Source organism: Flavobacterium sp. (assembly GCF_036405015.1).
Classification (GTDB): Bacteria; Bacteroidota; Bacteroidia; order Flavobacteriales; family Flavobacteriaceae; genus Flavobacterium.
The window spans coordinates 1-21388 of record NZ_DASWYK010000051.1; the positions used below are offsets into that span (position 1 = coordinate 1).

Sequence of the window (21388 nt, forward strand, 5' to 3'; positions counted from 1 at the left end):
AAAATCTAATGGTTTTTCATTTGTTGGATGACCGTGCTCATCGTGATTGATTGTTCCGGCTGAATCTGTTTTGTAAATTTTACCGTGAACTAATTTATAATAGTTACCGTCAACTTCTGCAACTTCTTCTCCGTGGTGTAATTTTGAAGAAGAGAAAATTTTTAAACCACCATCAATTAAGATAACTGGTAATGAAAAACCGTAGTGTTTATTTTCTTTCTCATCTGAAAAGAAAACAAAGTCATGAGAATCTTGTAAGTGGTGATCAATAAAAGCGTCCACTTTTGCTTTCGGATCAAGAGCAACATGCTCTGCTTCTTCGTGAGCATTATGTGAAACTACTTTCTCTTCGTGAACAGTTTCAGTTTGAACATGAGTCGAATCATTCTCTGGATTTGCAAAGCCCATAATAGGCAGAGAAGCTACAAAAGCTGCAAGAATAAAGCTGAGTGGTTTGTTTGAAATCACCATATCGTGGAAAATCTTATTTTTTTACGTTTCTAAAATTTGGTGCAAAGGTACATTTTTTATTAATATTCAAAAGGATATGAAAAATTATTTTTAAACCTTGTTTTAAAGAATTGTTATTTTAACGCTTTTCATTTAATAATCGGATAGTTAAAAGTGTCTGAAATAACAAAAACAGCACAAATGTTATAAAAAAACTAATTTTTTCAACATCAGTTTCTCCTGTTTTGTTTTTTAGAATTGGCTGAAGAACGAAATAAGCTATTAACATTTGTGTAAAAGTTCCAAATAAAAATGCCATTCCGACGATTTCAAAATTCTTCTTTTTTACTACTAATAATATAAGGTATAATAATGCAGAAATTCCGAAGAAAAATAAATACAGTATTTCTAAACTGTAATGGAAGTTTTGCACATTGATTTCGAAAAAGAAGAAAATTGCTTTGTGAACAATATATGTTACTAAAGCAAGACAAAATAAATATAAAACTGGTTTGTAATTCTTTGAAAGCATTTGAAATAAATTTGGTGCAAAGATGCAATATTTATCTCAAGCGTTTTTTATTTCCAAACTACTTTGTTTTATTAATATCATTTACTTGTCGAATTACATTATACAATGCAATTCCAACACCAACTAATACAAAGATGGTGTTGTAATATACTTTGGGACTTGGATGATTTTCGTCTAGCCAAGTTCCGAAATAAGAAAATAGAAAAATAATTACTCCCATTTGAAAAGGAATATTAATAAATGCTAACCATTTATTTCTTCTATTATTATTCGGTTCCTTTTCCATCTTCTAGCATTATAACCGGATTTGAATGTGCCAGCATTGTACAAGTTGCTGTAAAGTCGGCTCCTGGTTCTATTGAAAGTTTTCCTACTGCTACTTCTCCGTGAATTTGCGCAGTCGATTTAATATTGAGAATTTCCAGAACTTTTATTTTTCCATGAAATACTCCTTCTATATCAGCATTGTTACAAATAATTTCTCCTTTAACCGATCCTTTGGCTCCTATTACAATTTTTCCCTGCGAAGTAAAATTTCCAATCAATTCTCCATCTAATCTAAAATCAGCTTTAGAAACTATATCTCCAACTATTGATGTTCCTTCTACGATTCGGTTTGTTTTTCCAAATTGTTCTGTTCCGGTTTTTTTTACTTTTTCAAACATTGTTATGGGGTTTTTGGGGTCATGTAGGCGTCTAGGTTCTTTTTAATTTGAACCACTTTATAATTATCGGTGGATATAACAACTGCTGGATGAGCAATTTTATACTTTTTATCATCTCTCAAAACTCCGGCAACATCCTGTGCATAAGCTTCAGATTTTAAACCATGAATAATTACAAAACTTTCTGTTTTATTGTATTTATCAAAAGATGTTGTCAGACGTTCAAAATTTTCAACTAATAAAAATACTCTAATCGCTTCTTCAATTTGTTTAAGCGTTTTGGTATCAGTATTAGAAACGGCATATAAAATTTTCCAGCTCTTGTTGTCTGTTGTTGTAAAATTCAATTTTTCTAAAATCGGAACTTGTTTCTCGAGAATTTCTCTAGCATTTTTACCTTCTTCACTATTCGGATAATTATCTGCTACATTTTCAAGTCCTTTTTTATAAGCTTCTAAACCATTTACTTTTCCTAAAGTATTGGCTTTTAATAATTCGTATTTCGAAACAATTTCATCTCCCGAGTATTGATTGATGAGATTATCAATATTATCTAAGACTTCATTAAATTTTTCTTCTTCAAAAAGTTTGTACCATTTTTGATATTCTTTATCTGGACTAGAATTTGGATCTTCCGATTTGTTATTTAAAATCTGAGCATACCTTGAATCTGGATACTTAGATGAAATCTCCGCTTTTATTGCCTCTGCTTTTTGTGGATTTGTAATTTGATAAATTTTATACAAATTATACATTGATGGCAATACTAGTTTTTCTTCCGGATTGTTACGCAGCAATTGTTCTAGTTTATCGCTGGCCAAATTATATTCTTTAAACTTCTCCTTATATATAAGCCCTAATTGATAATAGGCAAAATTGCGTTCTTTACCAATACTATCCATTGCTGTTTCTGATGTTGGAAGTTGTTTGGTATAAAATGCTACAGTATATTTTTCTACAACAACAGTATCTTTTAACGCATTTGCTACTTCTTGGGTAGCAATAGAATCATTCATCGCAGCATCGTTAACCGATTTTACTCCTGCTAATCTCCAGTTGCTTCCTAATGTTCTGTTACCCCACATTTTTCTAAATTGCACTTTTCCGTAAGCAACTGTAGTTGGATTATAAAAATAAAATGTACTTGTTGCATCATTCCCTCCAATTGGCATTCCTAATCCTGCTCCATCGGGTTCTGAAGGTTTACCTAAAGAATTCGGATTTACAGCTCCGTTTACAGAATTGTCTGCTCTTGAATTTAAATCGATATTCGCTAATCGTTCTTTCTCTTTTTCTTCTAAAATGCGTTTTGCTTCGTCTTTCTTTTTAAGCTCTGCAATATAATTTTCGAAATAAATCTTCTTTTCAGTAGCCGGTAGATTGTATACCTTAATAATACTATCGTTTCGTTTTGCTACCGCTTCGTATTTAATTACGTTATCTAGATTTTTTCTGTTTTTTTCTATAAAAGCATATTCCCTAGTTTTCGGATCCAATTTTACCAGTGTACTGTCATAATATTTTGCAGCCATTGTATAATTTGTATTTTTAAAATACATATTTCCAATGTTTCTGTATGCTGAAGCCATTAAATAAGGATCTTTAGATTTTCTGCCTAAAGATTTATTGTAAAAATTTAAAGCATTGTCCTGATCTTTCTTTTTATCATAATAAACTCCCATTTCATAAAATAGAAAATCATAATATGGGCGGTTCTCACGATCGTTTACTAGCTTATTGAATGTCTTTAAAAAAATAGTATCATTATCTTTTCCATAATCAAACAATTGTGCCTTTTTCGCATAGGCATGCATCATATATTTACGATCGGCTTTTCGATTTAAATCGATTACCTGATCATAAAAGTAAATGGCGCTGTCACGTTTTTCTTCTTCCTGATACATTTGTCCCAGAATAAAACGATATCTCGCACGTTCTTCATTTTTTCTGGTGAATTGTTCTGCGATTCTTAGTTTAGCAACGGCACTGTCTTTTTGTTCAAGGTTTAAAAAAGCTTCTGCTAAAAGAGCATTTGCATCGGCAAAAGTCTGTTTATCTAAATCTGTTTTTTTAAGTAAGAGTTTAATATTTTTAAGAGCAATTGCATCGTTACCTAAACGCATATTGGTCTTTTCGCGCCAGATTTTAGCGGTATAAATATTATTACTTTCAGGATATTTGTATAAGATATAATTGAATGCTTCAATTGCAGGAATAAAACGCTGATCATAATATCTCGCTTTTCCTAACATAAGATAAGCTTCATCAATTTGCCAGTTTCTTTCTCTTCCGCCAATATTCATGGAGTGTTTCTGAATTGCTTTTGTAGCTTTTGTTTCGGCACGTTCAAAATCAGGATTTTTAGCTTTTTCTCCTTCAGAAAAATTTTCATCAAACTGCATCTTTTCTATAGGAAGTAGTTTCCAGAAATTATCTTCATTATTGCCTTGAATAGATTGCAAGCCTTTTTCTAAACCAATTCCTCCATTATACAAAATATTATATTTTGTTCCTACAGAATGGGAAGTTCTGGACAAAAGCGTATTTTTTTTGGTAGAACAAGCTATCAAAAACAAGATAAAAACGAAAGTAAAACTATATTTAAGAGTATTCTTTTTCAATAGAAAAGAGTTTAAAACGATAACTACTAAAAATCAATTTTAGTATATTGACTTGTAAAAATACGCTTCTTTTTCTAATATAGAAATCTTATACTGCAAAAAACGATTCTAGTTCTTGCAGCGTCTCTTTTGAGGTCTGAATATCTTTTACAATTTCTCCTTTATTAAGTGCCACAATTCGGTCACAAACTTCAACAGTGTGTTGTAAATCATGACTTGAAACCAAAACTGTTACATTTGGATTATCAGCCAGATCTTTTATAATTTTTTTGAGTCTGCTCACTGTTGTTGGGTCCAGATTGGCAAAGGGTTCGTCTAAAATTACAACTTCGGGATTTCCTATAAGTGTGGCAATAATTCCAACTTTTTTCTGATTCCCTTTTGATAAGTCTCTTAAGTATTTTTTATTCTTTAAAATTTCTCCGTTAAAAAACTCTTCATGCTGCGCTAATAAAGCATCAACATCTGCTTTGTTCTGGTTTCGAAGATCTCCTATAAAATAAAAATATTCTTCAGGAGTTAAATACCCTATCAGAAAGCTTTCATCTAAAAAAGAACCTGTAAAAGATTTCCAGTTTTCGCTTGTATTAACCTGAATATCATGGTTTAGAATATTTCCTTTTGAAGGCTGAATCAAATCTAAAAGCAGACTGAAAAAAGTTGTTTTCCCTGCTCCATTATTTCCTACCAATCCGAAACTTTGTCCTTTTGGAATTTCAAGATTTTCTATATTTAAAACTGTTGTTCCGTTATATTTTTTCTGAAGTTGATTTACTTGTATCATGGTAATTTTAGATTTTAGATGGTTGTTTTTAAATTAATTTTCAAACTAGCACATTCTTTGACTATCAATTAATTCTTTTGCTTATAAGCACTTATTGTACTGTATTTTTCTATTTTGTATCTTTTTTCGATTAATGAAAATACTTTTTCTTTAAATATAAATCCGAGAACTCCAGCTCCAGCAACCAAAGCCAGTCCGATTGATTTATTTCCAAAGTGAAGTCCAAGCCAGTATAATAAAAGAGGTAAAACTATTTTGGGTAACGAAAGAAGCATTGCATTTACATTAAAAGCTTTTTTATCTCCAAATGCCCCGCCAGCATTGCTTAGATCTATTGGTGTTTTGGTAAATGCTCCTCCTAAAAGAACTAAATGCGAATTAACTCCGATATTATAAATTGCACCCACGACAATTGTCAAATAAACTTCCCATCCGTAAAAAAGATAAAACGAAGCCAATATAGTAGAGACAAAAGTAGCAATAACAATTAGCCACCATTTTGAAGTAATATAACCACGATACGGAACGTTCTGTGTCATTAATAATTGATAATAAGAACTATCCCAGCTTGGTACAAATTGTCCAAAAACAAATAGAAATCCTCCTGAAACAAATATTCCAGCAAAAATATGCATCACTTCAGGCTGATGAGTATTTCCAAAAAATATAAAACCGTAAAATAAAAAGAGAACACTCATAAAGATGGTGGTTTTGGATCTCTTATTTCTTTTAATCAGTTTAATATCATTTTTGAGAAATGTTCCTAAAGTTCCAAACTGATTCAGCCAAGAAAGATTTTCTGTAGAAGCAATATCGTGTTTTACAGAAAGTCCGGCATCTAAATATAAATTCTTTTTAAAATATTTAAATGTGAAAACATACAATGCTGCCAATATTAAAATCGGAACCAAAAATATTCCATCTATATCGTAAAAACTCTGAAAGAATGGTGTTGTGTATGTTGTAACGTCAAAAAAATTGTAATACTGAGCACCTGCCAGAGCCAAAATCAATGCTGCAAAAACAACAAATAATTTATCGATATTACTTAGAATAATATTCAGGAAATTATTGATGTAGATAATCGCCATAATTCCTAAATGCCAAAAAACAATTTCGACAACATCATATCCATTCAAAACCAATACAACTGAAAAAGGAACAAAAAATAAGGCGTGAATCCAGTTGAAAAAAGATAAAACGGTTTTCCCTAATGAAAAATGGACAATAGTTGGTTTTTCAAATGGTAAAACTAAAAGAGGCTTAATATTTAAAACCGGAATAGATTGTAACAACAATCTAATTATCAAATCAAAAAGGAAATAGTAAATCAAATATTTATTGATGGTCATTAATGGCTCCAATTTCATTTCTTTAAGAAGATAAAATGCCCCCACTCCCATTCCAATAAAAATTAAAGAAAAATAGATCATAAAAAAACCTATTATAATCTTCATTGCCAGGTTTTTACCAAAAGATGCAGATCTAATAAAAGCTTTCCATTCCAGATAAATAAACTTCTTAATCATGTTTTGTGGTTTTTAGTATTTTGGTAGTAAGAGATCAAATGTAGGAAAACGTTACAAAAAAAGTTAAAAAAAATAATTTCGTGCTGAACTTTTAATAGTGGTTTGCTACTTTTGCATAAAAATTCGATCATGCCTTCATTCTTAAAACTTATAATTAAAGAGGTTAAACGCGAAACTGTAGAGGCGGTTTCGATACTTTTTAATGTTCCTGAAGAACTAAAATCTGACTATAAATTTATAGCAGGTCAATATATAAACTTAAAATTAACTCTTGACAATCAAGAAATTAGACGTGCTTATTCTATTTGTTCTGCACCAGATAGCGGCGAATTAAGAATTGCTGTAAAAGCAGTAAAAAATGGTCTTTTTTCTCAGTTTGCCAATACCAAACTAAAAGCAGGAGATGTTCTTGAAGTAGGTCAGCCGGAAGGTAAATTTACTTTTGAACCAGATGCAGAAAGACAAAGAAACTATGCTGCTTTTGTAGCAGGAAGTGGGATTACACCTGTTCTCTCTATTATAAAATCGGTTTTAAAAAATGAACCACAAAGTTCATTTGTACTGGTTTACGGAAATAGAACTCCAGAACAAACTATTTTTTATCAGGAACTTCATGATTTGCAATTGCAATATGTAGGAAGATTTTTTGTGCATTATGTATTTAGCCAAGCAAAAGCTGAAAACGCTTTATTTGGAAGAATCGAAAAATCGGCTGTAAATTTTGTGTTGAACAACAAACACAAAGAATTACAATTTGACAAATTCTACTTGTGTGGTCCAGAAGAAATGATCAACACTGTTTCTAATGTACTGAAAGAGAAAAATGTTAAAGAATCAGCTATTAAATTTGAACTTTTTACTTCTTCTTCTGAAGAACAAGCTATTCAGGGTTCTCAGGAAGGACATACTAAAATTACGGTTTTAGTTGACGATGAAGAGACTACATTTGAAATGTCTAAAAAACAAACCATTCTTGATGCTGCTCTAAAACAAGGCGTTGATGCTCCTTACTCTTGCCAGGGCGGAATCTGCAGCAGTTGTTTAGGACGTGTTACAACGGGAAGCGCAGAAATGACGAAAAACTCTATTTTAACAGACAGCGAAATTGCCGAAGGTTTAATTTTAACTTGCCAGGCACATCCAACATCAGAAACTATTTATGTTGATTATGACGATGTGTAATCTGTAAAAATATAAACTCCAAAAAATATAAATTCCAAATTCCAACTTTAACAATCGGAATTTGGAATTTAATTTATTATGAAATCAATTAGAGAAATATTTAGAAATAATCAATCGCTTTTGGAAGAACCAGAAGTTATGCAGCTTGTCGATTATTGTTCAGAATTGCAAGATGAAATTGTGGAACTCAAATTTCAAAAAACAGATAATAAAGAACTTGCAATGCTTGACATGATTAAAGAAGTAATAAAAGGATGTGATGCCATTGAAAGAGAGCAGATGGAACATGAACGATACGGTTATGATGCTCCTGATTATATATCAACAATTGCAGATCTGAAAAGATATATTTACAGCAGATGCCGTGATGAAAAGATTTGGTTGTGATTGAAATAAATGCAAAATTTTGCCAAAATATTACCGAATTTTTATTAAATTAGGGGTATAATTATGGCAATCTCAATCTCATAGTTTTATGTAGTATTGTAGCCCTAAATCAAATTTGTCAAACATTTAAAACATTAAATATCATGACAGCTCACGTACATCACTTTCATCTATCTCTACTTGTTATGTTGGTTGTAACTGCTTCTCTATGCGTTTTGGCGGTTATTATAAAAATGAAAAACAAAAAAGGTCCTAAATTGCTCGAAAGAGAAAAATACGATTCAACTATGACCGAAAAAATGATAGAAGTAAAAAAAACTGATTCGAATATTTTTAATATTTGGCCTTATGTTAGTAAACTAAAATCTGCTAAAGTTTTATCTAAAAAAATTAAAGACCACGACCTAATTTATAAAATTTACAGAGATTCATCAGAAAAATTTGAACACATTCTGTTGTCAACTGAAGACAAAAATAATTTTGTTACCATTATAGTAAACAAAAAAAGAAAAAAAACAATAGGATATTCCTTCCTCGATTCTAATGAAAGATATGATTTAAGCAAGAATATTGCTTAAAGATCAAAAAAAAACTTCTCTTTTTTGGAGAAGTTTTTTTTTGATCTTTTATGAAAGCTGCTCTACAACTTTGTCAAAAACGTGTTGTGGCAAAATTGTCCTCATAGCATCTTCATAACCTTCAACTATTTTATTTCCGTAAACAGAAGTTGGTAGTTTTGGATATTGATTTCGGTCTGAAGTCAGTGCGTTTTCTAAACTTTGATTGAAAGGCAAAAATCCCGCATAAGGATGTGTTGCACCCCAAAGCGTAACTACTTTTACGCCTAGCATTGCTGCAATATGAGCATTTCCAGAATCCATAGAAAGCATGACATCTAGATTGTTGATCAATTGTAATTCTTGCTGAAATTTAATTTTTCCAGCCATATTAATTACATTTTCAAAAGGCTGTGCAAGAGAATCTAAAATTTCAATCTCTTTTTTTCCGCCTCCAAAAAGTAAAATTTTATTCGTTGGATTTTCTGCTAATTTTTCAATTACTTCTTTCATCAAATCTAAAGGATAAACCTTAGAGTCGTATTGAGCAAAAGGCGCAATTCCGATTAGTTTTGAATTTTGATTTCCGATAATTTCCAAAATATCAGCATTTAAAACTGCTTTTTCAGGAAACGTCGGATTCGATAAATCTAAAGGAAAACCCAATTCTTCAAATACTTTTGCATGTCTCTCGAACATGGTTGGAAGTTGTTTAAAAATCTTATTTTCTGTACGAGTTAGTTCTTTTTTTCCTTCGCGACCTTTATCAACCGTTGCTCTTTTTTTTCCGCTTAAAGCGAAAAGCAAACTCACAACTTTAGATCTCAGAACATTGTGAAGATCTGCAAAAGCATCTATTTTCAGCTTTTTGACATCTTTATATAATCGTAAAAGTCCTGGAAATCCTTTGTGTCTTTCTTTTTCATCAAAAGCAAAAAACTCCAAATTCGGAATTCCATCAAAAAAAGGTTTGAAAAAAGGACGGGAAATAACGGTCAATTTTACCGTTGGATATTGTTTTACAAAAGCTCGTAAAACAGGAACCGTCATGGCGACATCTCCCATTGCGGATAGTCTCATGACGGCTATATGTTTGATTTTGTTGTTGGACAACTCTGCCAAATTATTTTTTATTTTGATATAAAACTGGGTTTAATTCATCATCATTGTACATTTTCATTTGTTTGTACACTTTCATGAATTTATCTCCGTTTTCGATATCTGTCAATAATTCTTCAATTGCTGTAGATAAATCTGTTCTTTGTTCTAAAAGTACATTTAATTTTTCCTGACATTTATCTCTGTGTTCTTGTGAAGCCTCAACACGAGTTGCTTCTTCATGCATGTGATAAATTTTTAAAGCCAAAATAGACAATCTGTCAAATGCCCAAGCTGGACTTTCAGAATTGATTTTTGCTCCGTCTTTTACTTTAATATCACTATATTTTTGCAAAAAGTAACTATCGATATATTCTACCATATCAGTACGCTCCTGATTTGATGCATCAATTCTTCTTTTTAGAGTTAATGCTGCTACAGGATCAATCTGTGGATTACGGATAATATCTTCAAAATGCCATTGAACGGTATCAATCCAATTTTTAAGATATAACAAATGCTCAAACTTATCTTTCGGATAAGGATTGTTGATTGGCTGATCAACATTATCAAACTGGTGATAATCTTTGATACTTTGCTCGAAAACAGAATATGCTAATTTTGAAAACATGTATTTATTTTTTTAGAGTTACAAAGATACTTTTTATACTTTTATGCTACGAAAAAAAGGAATTATTTTTCGTTTTTATATCTTTATTCGTTAATAAATTAATATTTCATTATGAAAATTCATTATATATCTGAAAACAATAGCGTTCTAAATCATTTTCTGGGACAAATTAGAAATGTAAATGTACAGAACGACAGCATGCGTTTTAGAAGAAATATTGAGCGCATTGGAGAAATTATGGCATATGAACTAAGCAAAATTTTACCTTATAAAAATGTTGAAATACAAACACCGCTTGGCATTAAAAAAACAACCGAAATAAATACAGATTTAGTTTTATGCCCAATTTTAAGAGCTGGATTACCACTTCACAACGGATTTTTAAATTACTTTGATCATGCGGAAAACAGTTTTGTTTCGGCTTGCAGACATCATCCAAATAATGATGACGAATTTGAAATTTTAGTTGAATATCAAGCTATTTCAAATTTAAATAATAAAACTGTCCTACTTCTTGATCCCATGCTTGCTACTGGGCAATCAATTGTGGCTGTTCATCAAAAATTACTCGAAAACGCCTCTCCAGCAGAATTTCATATTGTGGTAGTTATTGCTGCTCCAGAAGGAATTGCTCATTTAGAAAAAAATCTTCCTACAAATTGTCATCTTTGGGTTGCTTCTTTGGATGAAAAATTAAATGAGAAAAACTACATTGTTCCTGGTCTTGGCGATGCCGGCGATCTTGCTTATGGAAGTAAATTATAATTGAGAGAAAAAAGTAAATAAACTACAAACAATTAGCACATAAAAGACAATTTCATTGTTCAGTTTCTGTTGCATATATTCGACATGACTTGTTGCCATAATTGCCAAAGGTGCAATACTAAACAACAGCAAATCATTGCTTTTATCTGGTGAAATAATATAAACCAAAGCCGCTATAAAAAAGTATGCTACAACTTTTTTGTATGAAGAATGTACAATTTGTGGTCTGTTTGACAATGTCATTAACATTGAAGTAACGAAAAATAGTGTCACTGCTGTGTAAATTGAAAGTGCAGCGTTTTCGTAATTATTCTTAAAATAATCAATTCTAAAATCGATCTGAGCTCTTTCCTGGAAAAAAGTTACCACATCAATATTGCAAATTAAAGAAGTCATGTAGAACAATATTGCTACTGCTAACATTGCAATAAAAGGCAAAACCCAGTTTCTATAATCGCGTGAAACGTGAAAAACAATTGATATATAAACCAATATCAAAAACAAAATACTCCAAAATTGAAATAAAGAAGCTACAAAAATCCAAAATGCGGCATCAAATATTTTTTCTTTTGAAGCTTTGAGAGATTGAAGTGAAATTAATCTTCGAAGTGCCAACAAAATAAAAAAGTTGGCATAAACAACATTTGCATTATTAAATATCGTTGGAAAAAACAAAAGAAACAACAAGTAAAAAAGTATCGCGTAACCGTTGTCTTTACTGAGTCCGTTCTTTTTTACGACAAAATTTATCATGAAAAATGAAGCCAAAATAAAAAGCAGTAAACTTACTTTCTGGAAAGCCAAAAAATAAGAACCAACCCAAGAAGGGTCTTTAATTTGGAACATAAAAAAGAAAACCAGTATTAAAATTACAACCAATGAATAATTTAATGGCGTAGATTTTTTAAAAACACTTGTTATCATAAGGATATTTTATACTTTTGTGGTTGTAAAGATAATATTTGTTTAAAAGGAAAAAACTAACAAGTTGAAAAAAGATTTGTCTAACCGAATTTTATCTTCAAGGTATTACACAACATAAATAACATATAATTTTAAAATTTATGAAAGCTTTTTTCGAAGGAATTCAATACTTATTCGTTAACATTTTGTTTGCTCCTCTTGACTTTTTACGTCATTTAGAATTAAAAACATGGTTTGGTGCAAACACTATTAACTGGATTTTCATGATCATCTGTGCATGTGCAATCGTTTACTGGATTAAACAATTACGCATTTTTGATGACGCTGGAACAGAAAACCAAGATACAACAGCTCATTCATTTTTAAAATAAAAACCAAACCCTTTAATTAAAAAGGGCTGGTTGAATATTTTTTAAATTAAATCGAAGCCGATATCTTTTCTAAAATACATCTTATCAAAGCTTAGTTTATCTATGTTTTGGTAAGATTTTTTTATGGCCTCTTGGAAATTATCTCCATAAGAAGTGATAGCAATTACACGTCCACCATTAGTAACAACATTTCCGTTGTCTAATTTTGTTCCTGCGTGAAAAACTATAGAATCTTCAATATTTTCTAATCCTGAGATTACTTTTCCTTTTTCGAAATCTTCTGGATATCCGCCAGAAACTACCATTACAGTTGTAGCACTTCTTGGATCAATTTCTAAATTAAAGTCTCCTAATTTCTGATCTGCAACAGACAAGAACAATTCAACTAAGTCAGATTTTAATCTTGGAACCACAACTTCAGTTTCAGGATCTCCCATTCTTACGTTGTATTCAATAACGATTGGTTCATTTTTAACATTGATTAAACCAATAAATACAAATCCTTTATATTCGATTCCGTCTTTTTGGAAACCTTCGATGGTTGGTTTTACAATACGAGTTTCAATTTTTTCCATTAAAACTGCATCAACATAAGGAACTGGAGAAACTGCTCCCATTCCTCCTGTGTTTAAACCTGTATCTCCTTCGCCGATTCTTTTGTAATCTTTTGCCGTTGGAAGAATTTTATAGCTTTTTCCATCAGTTAAAACAAAACAGCTTAATTCGATTCCGTCCAAGAATTCTTCGATAACCACTTTTGAACTTGCTGTTCCGAATTTTGCATGAACCAACATGTTTCTTAATTCGGTTTTTGCTTCTTCAAGATCTTGAATAATCAAAACGCCCTTTCCAGCTGCTAATCCGTCTGCTTTTAAAACGTATGGTGGTTGTAATGTTTCTAGAAATTTACAACCTTCTTCAACTGTTTCAGCAGTAAAACTGTCATAAGCTGCAGTTGGAATGTTGTGTTTCATCAAGAATTCTTTTGCAAATTCTTTACTTCCTTCTAATTGCGCACCCAATTGAGATGGACCAATTACCGGAATATGTTTTAAACTTTCGTCGTTTTTGAAATAATCGTAAATACCTTTTACCAACGGATCTTCTGGTCCTACGACTACTAAACTAATATTTTCTTTAAGTACTAAAGCTTTTACTGCTTCAAAATCTGTTGCAGATATGGCAACGTTTTCAGCAATTGCAGCAGTTCCTGCATTTCCAGGTACTACAAAAAGTTTTTCGCAAAGCGGACTCTGTGTCATTTTCCATGCAAATGCATGTTCTCTTCCGCCTGATCCCAATAATAAAATTGTCATGTGTTGTTGTATTTAGTTGTGGTGCAAAAATAGTCGCTTTTAACATCAAATAATAATTTATTTTACTTACTTTTGACGTTAGTAATGCGAAAGGTATGATAATTTCATTTGGATCGAAAGAAACTGAAAAAATTTGGAATGGTATTGTTGTCAAAAAACCTTCAATTGAAATACAACAAATTGGAAGACGAAAACTTAGAATGCTTCATAATTCACAAAATTTAAGTGATCTAAGAATTCCGCCTTCAAATCGTTTAGAAAAACTTTCTGGTAACCTAAAAGAGTTTTATAGCATTAGAATTAATAATCAATGGCGAATTATTTTTTGTTGGGAAAATGGAAATGCTTCAAAAGTCGAGATTATTGATTATCATTAAAAAAATTAAAAATGGAAAAATTAAAAAACATACATCCGGGAGAAATTTTATCGGAAGAATTTTTAATTCCGCTTAATATTACACCATATCGTTTGTCTAAAGATTTGAAAATCCCACAGACAAGAATTTCAGAAATTATTAAAGGGAATCGTAGAATTACTGCAGATACTGCTTTACGCTTAAGTCTTTATTTTGGAAACTCAGCTAAATTTTGGCTTGGTCTTCAAGATGATTTTGATATTGAAGAAGAAGAAACTAGCAAAAAACAGGAATTCAACCTGATTAAACCTTACGATATAAAAGAAGCAGTTTAATGATCCTCTTTTTTGATATTTCGCTTCAATTAAATGGTTTTCCCATAAAGAAAGCCAAAGCTGAATTGGATAAAATTGTTCATTTTTCTGAAGAAGAATTTGCTGTTTTTCTTCAAAACAAAAAAACAGAAATTGTTGATTTTCATTTAAAAAACAATACTTTCTATAGGGAATTAGCTGGAAATGCAATAGCTCAAAATTGGGAAGATCTTCCGATTTTAAACAAGCAAAATTTACAAAAACCGCTAGAAGAAAGACTTTCAAAAGGGTATTCTAAAAAATCTGTTTACCTCAACAAAACTTCTGGATCGAGCGGAACTCCTTTTGTTTTTGCTAAAGACAAATATTCTCATGCTTTAACCTGGGCATCAAATATTATGCGTTTTGGTTGGTTTGGCATTGATTTTAATCATTCGTATCAAGCGCGTTTTTACGGAATTCCAATGGATTTTATTGGATATCAAAAAGAACGTTTCAAGGATTTTTTAACGCATCGTTTTCGTTTTCCGGTCTTTGATTTATCTGATGAAGTTCTCGAAAAATTTCTGCAGAAATTCAAAACCAAAAAATTCGATTACATCAACGGATATACCAGTTCTATTGTTTTGTTTGCTAAATATTTGGAACAGAAAAATATTATTTTAAACGAAATTTGTCCAAGCTTAAAAGCATGTTTTGTTACTTCAGAAATGCTTTTTGAATCGGATAAAAAATTGTTGGAAAAACAATTTAACATTCCTGTTATAAGCGAATACGGTGCATCTGAATTAGATTTGATTGCTTTTGAAAATTCTCAGGGAGAGTGGCAGGTAAATGCAGAAACGCTTTTTGTAGAAATTTTAGACGAAAATAATAATGTTGTTCCACATGGAACGGAAGGAAAAATTGTGATTACTTCTTTATTCAACAAAGCAAATCCTTTTATTCGATATGAAATTGGCGACATTGGCATTCTCGACGAAAAAAGCACTCCGCAAAAACCAATTCTAAAAAAATTGATTGGAAGAACCAACGATGTTGCGATTTTACCAAGTGGAAAAAAATCACCTGGTTTGACCTTTTATTATGTGACCAAAAGCATTATCGAAGATGATGGAAACGTAAAAGAATTTATTATCAAACAAAACAAATTAGATACTTTTGAAATTGAATATGTATCTGAAAATGAATTAACTTCAGAACAAATCGAAAAAATAAAACAAGCAATCGATTTGTATCTGGAGCCAAATCTAAACTTCACTTTCACCCGACAAACAGTTTTAGAAAGAACCAATAGAGGAAAACTAAAACAATTTAAATCTTATTTATAATATAAATAAAATCTTACATTTGTTTTTTTTAATTAAAAACTTATGGAGAATCAATCTTTACTTTCTGAAGAAACAATTTCTAATAAAATATATTTTATTCGTGGACAAAAAGTGATGCTTGATAGTGATTTAGCAATGCTTTATGGAATAGAGACCAAAGTCTTAAAACAGGCAGTCAAAAGAAACATATCCCGATTCCCTTCAGATTTTATGTTTGAACTTACTAAGCTAGAGTATGATTCTTCAAGGTCACAAATTGTGACCTTGAAGAATGGACGTGGATCTAATTTAAAATATCTTCCTTCTGCATTTACAGAACATGGAGTTCTAATGTTATCAAGTGTTTTAAAAAGCGACAAAGCTATTCAAACCAATATTCAAATTATGAGGATTTTCACAAAAGTGAGACAAATGCTTTTGGATACAACCGAAATTAAGGTTGATATTCTACAGATCCAAAAGAAGTTAGAGAATCATGATAAAAATATAGAATTGGTGTTTTCTTATTTGGATGAACTAACTGATAAAAAAGAAAATGAAGAGGAAAGAGTAAAAATTGGATATAAAAGTAATTCTTCAAAGTCATGATTTGTGACTTTGAAATTGGAGCTCGCAATTTGCGATCTCCAATTCTAATATAAAAATCGGTTCCGAACATTAAGAAAATATTTCAAATTCTCTAAAATCCAATTTAAACTTTACTTTTGCCAAAAGAAACTTAAAACAAGTTTGTCCTAATTTCTGAAGTCAATTTATGAAAATTACCATAATTGCGGGCGCAAGACCAAATTTTATCAAAATAGCACCTATTATCAATGCTATAAAAAAGAAACAAAATGAAGGTTTTGATCTTTCATTTCGTTTGGTTCATACAGGTCAGCATTATGATAAAAATTTAAGTGATACTTTTTTTGAAGAATTAAATATTCCGCAGCCTCATGTAAATCTGGAAGTAAAAAGCGGTTCTCAAGCAGAACAAACGGCTGCTATTATGATTGCTTTCGAAAAGGAAATTCTTCAAAATCCAACTGATTTGGTTCTGGTTGTTGGCGATGTAAACTCAACAATGGCTTGTTCTATTGTTGCCAAAAAATGCAATACTAAAGTTGCGCATGTTGAAGCCGGAATTCGATCTGGAGATTTAACAATGCCCGAAGAAATCAATAGGATGCTTACAGACAGCATTACCGATTACTTTTTTACAACCTCAACTTCAGCTTCAGAAAATTTACTAAAACTAGGTTCAGATCCCGAAAATGTTCACTTTGTGGGGAATGTTATGATCGATACTTTGTATCAAAATATCAATCGAATTTCTGCTCCTGATTTTTGGAATGAACATCAATTAGAAGAGAAAAATTATATTATTCTGACTTTGCACCGACCTGCAAATGTTGACGAAGTTTCTTCATTGATCAAATTATTGCACGGAATTGATTTATTAGTAAAAGATAAAAAAATCATCTTCCCTATTCATCCAAGAACGCAGGCTATTTTAAAAGAAAGCAAAATCGATTTTAAAAACATCCTTTTTGTTTCACCTCAGGGTTATCTGAATTTTATGTATTTAATCAAAAATAGTTTTGCGGTTGTTACCGACAGTGGTGGTATTTCCGAAGAAACGACTGTTCTTGGAATTCCATGTTTTACAATGCGAGATAATACCGAAAGACCAGAAACAGAAACTATTGGATCAAATACTATTGTTGGAACTTCATTAGAAAACTTAGAAAAAACTTTTAGTTCTTTTCTGCAAAACGGTGCAAAAAAAAGTGGCATTCCTGATTTGTGGGATGGAAAAGCATCTGAAAGAATAATTTCAATTTTACTGAATAAAAAGTAATGAAAGATATTCTAATTATTTCTAATTATTATCCGCCTGAAAAAGGCGCTGCAGCCAATAGAATTGAACAATTAGCTCTAAAGTTAGATCAAAATGGCTATCAGGTTTCGGTAATTTCCCCACTTCCTAATTATCCAAAAGGAGAGCTTTTTCCAGAATATAAAAATAAATTTTCCGTTACAGAAAAGATTCAAAACATCACCTTAAAACGTCTTTGGATTTATCCGAGTAATAGTTCTAATATCTTTAAAAGAATTGTTTCAACGCTTTCCTTTTCAACAACTTTATTCATTTATTTATTAATTGCCAAATTACCGAAAAAAGTTATTGTACAATCACCACCTTTATTGTTGTCATTTACAGCTGTTTTGGCACTTTGGATAAGACGAAGAAAGATCATTTTGAATGTTTCAGATCTTTGGCCCACAGCAGCAATTGAACTTGGTGTTTTAAATAAAGATAGCATTTCACATAAATTTTTGCTTTTTATAGAACGTTTTATTTATAAAAAAGCTAATCACATTTTTGGTCAATCCAACGAAATTATTGCGCATATTCATTCGATTTTTCCAGAAAAAAAATGCCTTTTATACCGTAATTATCCTGATCATTTTATCGAAAATATTACTGACGAAAAACAAAATTCTAATGAACCCATTAAATTATTTTATGCTGGTTTGTTGGGAGTTGCACAAGGTGTTTTTGAACTTATACAACAATTAGAATTAAATAACTTAAACCTTGAATTGCATATTTTTGGTGATGGAGCTGAAAAAGATCAAATTATAAATTATCTCAATCAAAAGCAGATAAAAAATATCTTTTTTCATGGAATGTTAGAACGAAATTTACTTCATGAAACTTTGCAGAATTTAGACATCGCTCTTGTTCCTCTTAAAACAAGAATTTATGGATCTGTTCCTTCAAAAATATTCGAATATACTGCTTTAGGATTTCCTGTACTATATTTTGGCGGTGGTGAAGGCGAATCTATTGTTGAAGAAAATAATTTAGGATGGGTTGTTCCTGTTGAAAATTATAAAAGCTTAAACAGTACTTTAAAACAAATTTCAGAAATTGGAACAGATAAAATTCAAGCCATGAAAAAACAGATTTTCCTTCATGCTAAACAACATTTTAATTTGGACGAACAAATGAAGAGGCTAATTAAAAATGATGCTTTTTAATTCGTTTTAATAAAAAATAAAAGGGTAAACATTCTGTTGTTTACCCTTTTATTTTTATTTTATATAACTAGAAAAGTCTTTATGTTCTTCTTTTGCAAGTTCTTCAGGAGATAATGATTTAAAATATTCATAAGTAATTTTCATTCCTTCTGCACGACTTACTTTTGCTTCCCAGCCTAATAATTCTTTTGCTTTTGTTGTATCTGGCTGGCGTTGTAAAGGATCGTTTATTGGTAATGGATGATAAACAACTTTCTGATTTGTTCCTGTCAGTTTTATGATTTCTTCTGCAAAATCTTTAATTGTGATTTCGTCTGGATTTCCAATGTTTACTGGATACACATAGTCAGAATGTAATAATCTGTAAATACCCTCAACCTGATCGTCTACATAACAGAAAGAGCGCGTCTGCATTCCGTCTCCAAAAATGGTTAAATCTTCTCCACGTAAAGCTTGCCCAATAAAAGCTGGAATTACACGTCCGTCGTTTAATCTCATTCTTGGTCCATAAGTATTAAAAATACGAACTATTCTCGTCTCTACACCGTGAAAAGTGTGATACGCCATTGTGATGGATTCTTGAAAACGTTTTGCTTCGTCATAAACACCACGCGGACCAATTGTATTTACATTTCCGTAATATTCTTCAGTCTGTGGGTGAACCAATGGATCTCCATAAACTTCAGAGGTTGAAGCAATCAAAATTCTTGCTTTTTTAACTCTTGCTAATCCCAATAAATTATGCGTTCCTAAAGATCCTACTTTTAAGGTCTGGATCGGAATTTTTAAATAATCTATCGGACTTGCTGGTGATGCAAAATGCAAAATATAATCTAGATCACCTGGAACATGAACAAACTTGGTAATATCATGATGATAAAACTCAAAGTTTTCTAGTTTGAATAAATGCTCAATGTTTTTAAGATCTCCCGTAATCAGATTATCCATTCCGATAACAAAATAACCTTCTTTGATAAATCTGTCGCATAAATGTGATCCTAAGAATCCTGCAGCTCCTGTAATAAGTATTCTTTTCATTTTAATTATTTAGTCAACGCAAATGTAACTGATTTAGGAATTACTTTTCAATCATCTTTTCGTTTAAAGATTCTTGATGTTCTTTATATTTTGCATCTACAAACTCTTTTATCTGTTTTTCAAATCGTTTTTTTGAAAATAAAACAGCGTGTTCTCGTATTATTTTTGGATCAAATTTTCTTGTTCCAAAATCAATTACTGCTTCTTTAATTTTCTCTGTAGATTGTTCATTAAAAAAAATTCCTGTTTGATTGTCAACAACAGTTTCTAAAGTTCCTCCTTTTGATAAAGCTATAACTGGTGTGCCGCAAGCTTGTGCTTCAACAGGAATAATTCCAAAATCTTCTTCAGCAGCAAAAACAAATCCTTTTGCTTTTTGCATTAAAGTTCGTAGTTTTTTATTCTCTACAAAACCAACAAATTCAATGTTATCTTTGGCAATTTTTTGAAGTTTCTCTAATTCTGGTCCTTCACCCGCTACAATCAATTTCAGATGTGGCAATTCATTAAAAGCTTCTACAATTAATTGTGTTTTTTTATATGGAACCAGTCTGGAAGCTGTCAAATAATAATCTTCTTTTTTTTCTTCTAAACTAAAAAAGTCAACATCAACAGGCGGATAAATAATTACAGATTCCTTATTGTAGGTTCTTTTTATCCTTTGGGCAATATGCTTAGAATTGGCAATAAAATAATCTACATTGTCTGAATTGGAAAGATCCCATTTCTGAATTTTGTTTAAGACAGATTTAGCATAAATTCCTTTCAATCCTTTATTTAAGCCTGCATCTTCAAGATATTGTTCTTTTAAATCCCAGGCATATCTCATTGGAGAATGACAATAACAAATATGTAATTGATTTTCAGTAGTACGAATTCCTTTTGCAACTGCAGATGATGAGCTAATAATTAAATCAAAATCTTTTAAATCAAATTGTTCTATTGCTATTGGAAACAACTGTAAAAATTTACGATGGTTTTTCTTTACTGTAGGTAGTTTTTGAATAAAGCTGGTTTTGGCTTTTTTCCCGTTTAGAATAAACTTGCGATCTTCCTCGTTTAAAAAATCAATAAGCGCAAAATGATCGAAATCATTCCAAATTGCGTTTATAGAATGAATAACTTTTTCAGCTCCTCCATTTACATAATACCAATCGCTAACTAGTGCTTTTTTCAAAATAATCTATTCTGTTAATAAAAAAAAGTGTGTTATAAAAAGTAAAAAATACAACACCAACTTGTCGGTCAAATATATTCTCTGTTATCATTGACATCATAATTAAGAATAAAAAAATACCATACGAAAGGCTCATATTTTTAATTCCCCAAAATAAAAAAACAAAAAAAAGAACCAAGCCAAATATACCATATTTAAGCCAAATATCTAGATACTGATTGTGTGAATTATAATCTTTACTTGAATAATCGTCATAATTTTTATACGTATAACCTGAATAACAATCGTTTAATTTTTTCTGGATATTTCCTGGTCCTACACCCAAAATCC

24 protein-coding genes and 1 pseudogene are annotated in these 21388 nt (G+C 31.0%); 11 read left to right on the forward strand and 14 right to left on the reverse strand.

The window, feature by feature from the left end; genetic code table 11:
- From VGE71_RS04120 to VGE71_RS04150, 7 genes and pseudogenes are all read right to left on the reverse strand, one after another.
- A pseudogene (locus VGE71_RS04120) lies at nt 1-471 on the reverse strand (ATP synthase F0 subunit A); the annotation flags it as partial.
- A 118-nt stretch (nt 472-589) separates the two neighbouring features.
- The gene (locus VGE71_RS04125; RefSeq protein ID WP_331137163.1) at nt 590-982 is read right to left on the reverse strand and encodes a hypothetical protein; all 393 of its coding nucleotides are present in this window, start codon (nt 980-982) and stop codon (nt 590-592) included.
- Nucleotides 983-1040: 58 nt separating this feature from the next.
- Nucleotides 1041-1268, reverse strand: coding sequence for an AtpZ/AtpI family protein (locus tag VGE71_RS04130; protein ID WP_144216349.1), 228 nt, complete (start codon nt 1266-1268; stop codon nt 1041-1043).
- A complete protein-coding gene (locus VGE71_RS04135) occupies nt 1249-1647 on the reverse strand; it encodes a polymer-forming cytoskeletal protein (RefSeq protein ID WP_331137164.1) in 399 nt (132 codons plus the stop codon). The genes VGE71_RS04130 and VGE71_RS04135 overlap by 20 nt, the downstream gene beginning before the upstream one ends.
- A gap of 2 nt (nt 1648-1649) precedes the next feature.
- Nucleotides 1650-4268 carry a tetratricopeptide repeat protein gene (locus VGE71_RS04140; RefSeq protein ID WP_331137165.1) on the reverse strand — a complete coding sequence of 873 codons (2619 nt, stop codon included), beginning with the start codon at nt 4266-4268 and terminating at the stop codon, nt 1650-1652.
- Between the two features lie 88 nt (nt 4269-4356).
- A complete protein-coding gene (locus tag VGE71_RS04145) occupies nt 4357-5052 on the reverse strand; it encodes an ABC transporter ATP-binding protein (RefSeq protein WP_331137166.1) in 696 nt (231 codons plus the stop codon).
- Between the two features lie 68 nt (nt 5053-5120).
- Nucleotides 5121-6581, reverse strand: a complete 1461-nt coding sequence (locus VGE71_RS04150) for a DUF5687 family protein (protein WP_331137167.1) — start codon at nt 6579-6581, stop codon at nt 5121-5123.
- A 129-nt stretch (nt 6582-6710) separates the two neighbouring features.
- On the opposite strand from VGE71_RS04150, the gene VGE71_RS04155 reads away from it, so the two are divergent.
- The 3 genes from VGE71_RS04155 to VGE71_RS04165 all read left to right on the forward strand — a co-directional run bounded on the left by VGE71_RS04155 (nt 6711) and on the right by VGE71_RS04165 (nt 8728).
- A complete protein-coding gene (locus VGE71_RS04155) occupies nt 6711-7763 on the forward strand; it encodes a ferredoxin--NADP reductase (RefSeq protein WP_331137168.1) in 1053 nt (350 codons plus the stop codon).
- 78 nt (nt 7764-7841) lie between these two features.
- Nucleotides 7842-8150 (forward strand): hypothetical protein, encoded by a 309-nt coding sequence (locus VGE71_RS04160; protein WP_331137169.1) that lies wholly within the window; start codon nt 7842-7844, stop codon nt 8148-8150.
- Between the two features lie 233 nt (nt 8151-8383).
- Nucleotides 8384-8728, forward strand: a complete 345-nt coding sequence (locus tag VGE71_RS04165) for a hypothetical protein (RefSeq protein ID WP_331137170.1) — start codon at nt 8384-8386, stop codon at nt 8726-8728.
- A gap of 48 nt (nt 8729-8776) precedes the next feature.
- On the opposite strand, the gene VGE71_RS04170 is transcribed toward VGE71_RS04165, so the two are convergent.
- Both VGE71_RS04170 and VGE71_RS04175 read right to left on the reverse strand, forming a co-directional pair.
- Nucleotides 8777-9787, reverse strand: a complete 1011-nt coding sequence (locus VGE71_RS04170) for a glycosyltransferase family 9 protein (protein ID WP_331137171.1) — start codon at nt 9785-9787, stop codon at nt 8777-8779.
- 43 nt (nt 9788-9830) lie between these two features.
- The gene (locus VGE71_RS04175) at nt 9831-10436 is read right to left on the reverse strand and encodes a DUF4254 domain-containing protein (RefSeq protein ID WP_331137172.1); all 606 of its coding nucleotides are present in this window, start codon (nt 10434-10436) and stop codon (nt 9831-9833) included.
- Nucleotides 10437-10547: 111 nt separating this feature from the next.
- On the opposite strand from VGE71_RS04175, the gene upp reads away from it, so the two are divergent.
- A complete protein-coding gene (upp, locus tag VGE71_RS04180) occupies nt 10548-11201 on the forward strand; it encodes a uracil phosphoribosyltransferase (RefSeq protein WP_331137173.1) in 654 nt (217 codons plus the stop codon).
- Here upp and VGE71_RS04185 read toward each other — a convergent pair.
- A complete protein-coding gene (locus VGE71_RS04185) occupies nt 11196-12125 on the reverse strand; it encodes a DUF6427 family protein (protein ID WP_331137174.1) in 930 nt (309 codons plus the stop codon). The two genes, upp and VGE71_RS04185, sit on opposite strands and share 6 nt — an antisense overlap.
- A gap of 140 nt (nt 12126-12265) precedes the next feature.
- Between VGE71_RS04185 and VGE71_RS04190 the strand changes: the two genes are divergently transcribed.
- Nucleotides 12266-12496: a DUF6341 family protein gene (locus VGE71_RS04190; protein ID WP_144216374.1), complete on the forward strand. Its 231-nt coding sequence runs from the start codon at nt 12266-12268 to the stop codon at nt 12494-12496.
- 41 nt (nt 12497-12537) lie between these two features.
- On the opposite strand, the gene purD is transcribed toward VGE71_RS04190, so the two are convergent.
- Complete coding sequence (gene purD, locus VGE71_RS04195) at nt 12538-13812, reverse strand: phosphoribosylamine--glycine ligase (protein WP_331137175.1); 1275 nt, start codon at nt 13810-13812, stop codon at nt 12538-12540.
- Nucleotides 13813-13907: 95 nt separating this feature from the next.
- On the opposite strand from purD, the gene VGE71_RS04200 reads away from it, so the two are divergent.
- The 6 genes from VGE71_RS04200 to VGE71_RS04225 all read left to right on the forward strand — a co-directional run bounded on the left by VGE71_RS04200 (nt 13908) and on the right by VGE71_RS04225 (nt 18843).
- A complete protein-coding gene (locus VGE71_RS04200; RefSeq protein WP_331137176.1) occupies nt 13908-14189 on the forward strand; it encodes a type II toxin-antitoxin system RelE/ParE family toxin in 282 nt (93 codons plus the stop codon).
- Nucleotides 14190-14200: 11 nt separating this feature from the next.
- On the forward strand, nt 14201-14503 hold the full coding sequence (locus VGE71_RS04205) for a HigA family addiction module antitoxin (protein WP_331137177.1): 303 nt from the start codon (nt 14201-14203) through the stop codon (nt 14501-14503).
- Nucleotides 14503-15813, forward strand: a complete 1311-nt coding sequence (locus VGE71_RS04210; protein WP_331137178.1) for a phenylacetate--CoA ligase family protein — start codon at nt 14503-14505, stop codon at nt 15811-15813. Before VGE71_RS04205 ends, VGE71_RS04210 begins: the two co-directional genes overlap by 1 nt.
- A 42-nt stretch (nt 15814-15855) precedes the next feature.
- Entirely contained in the window at nt 15856-16401 is a 546-nt protein-coding gene (locus VGE71_RS04215; protein ID WP_331137179.1) for an ORF6N domain-containing protein, read from the forward strand.
- Nucleotides 16402-16567: 166 nt separating this feature from the next.
- A complete protein-coding gene (gene wecB / locus VGE71_RS04220; protein WP_331137180.1) occupies nt 16568-17656 on the forward strand; it encodes a non-hydrolyzing UDP-N-acetylglucosamine 2-epimerase in 1089 nt (362 codons plus the stop codon).
- Nucleotides 17656-18843 (forward strand): glycosyltransferase family 4 protein, encoded by a 1188-nt coding sequence (locus VGE71_RS04225; RefSeq protein ID WP_331137181.1) that lies wholly within the window; start codon nt 17656-17658, stop codon nt 18841-18843. Before wecB ends, VGE71_RS04225 begins: the two co-directional genes overlap by 1 nt.
- A gap of 54 nt (nt 18844-18897) precedes the next feature.
- Here VGE71_RS04225 and VGE71_RS04230 read toward each other — a convergent pair whose 3' ends face one another.
- The 3 genes from VGE71_RS04230 to VGE71_RS04240 all read right to left on the reverse strand — a co-directional run.
- Nucleotides 18898-19881 carry a UDP-glucuronic acid decarboxylase family protein gene (locus VGE71_RS04230; protein ID WP_066033174.1) on the reverse strand — a complete coding sequence of 328 codons (984 nt, stop codon included), beginning with the start codon at nt 19879-19881 and terminating at the stop codon, nt 18898-18900.
- Nucleotides 19882-19921: 40 nt separating this feature from the next.
- Nucleotides 19922-21058, reverse strand: coding sequence for a glycosyltransferase (locus VGE71_RS04235; RefSeq protein ID WP_331137182.1), 1137 nt, complete (start codon nt 21056-21058; stop codon nt 19922-19924).
- A partial coding sequence (locus VGE71_RS04240; protein ID WP_414656164.1) for an O-antigen ligase family protein occupies nt 21039-21388 on the reverse strand: 350 nt, incomplete at its 5' end. The genes VGE71_RS04240 and VGE71_RS04235, both read right to left, overlap by 20 nt.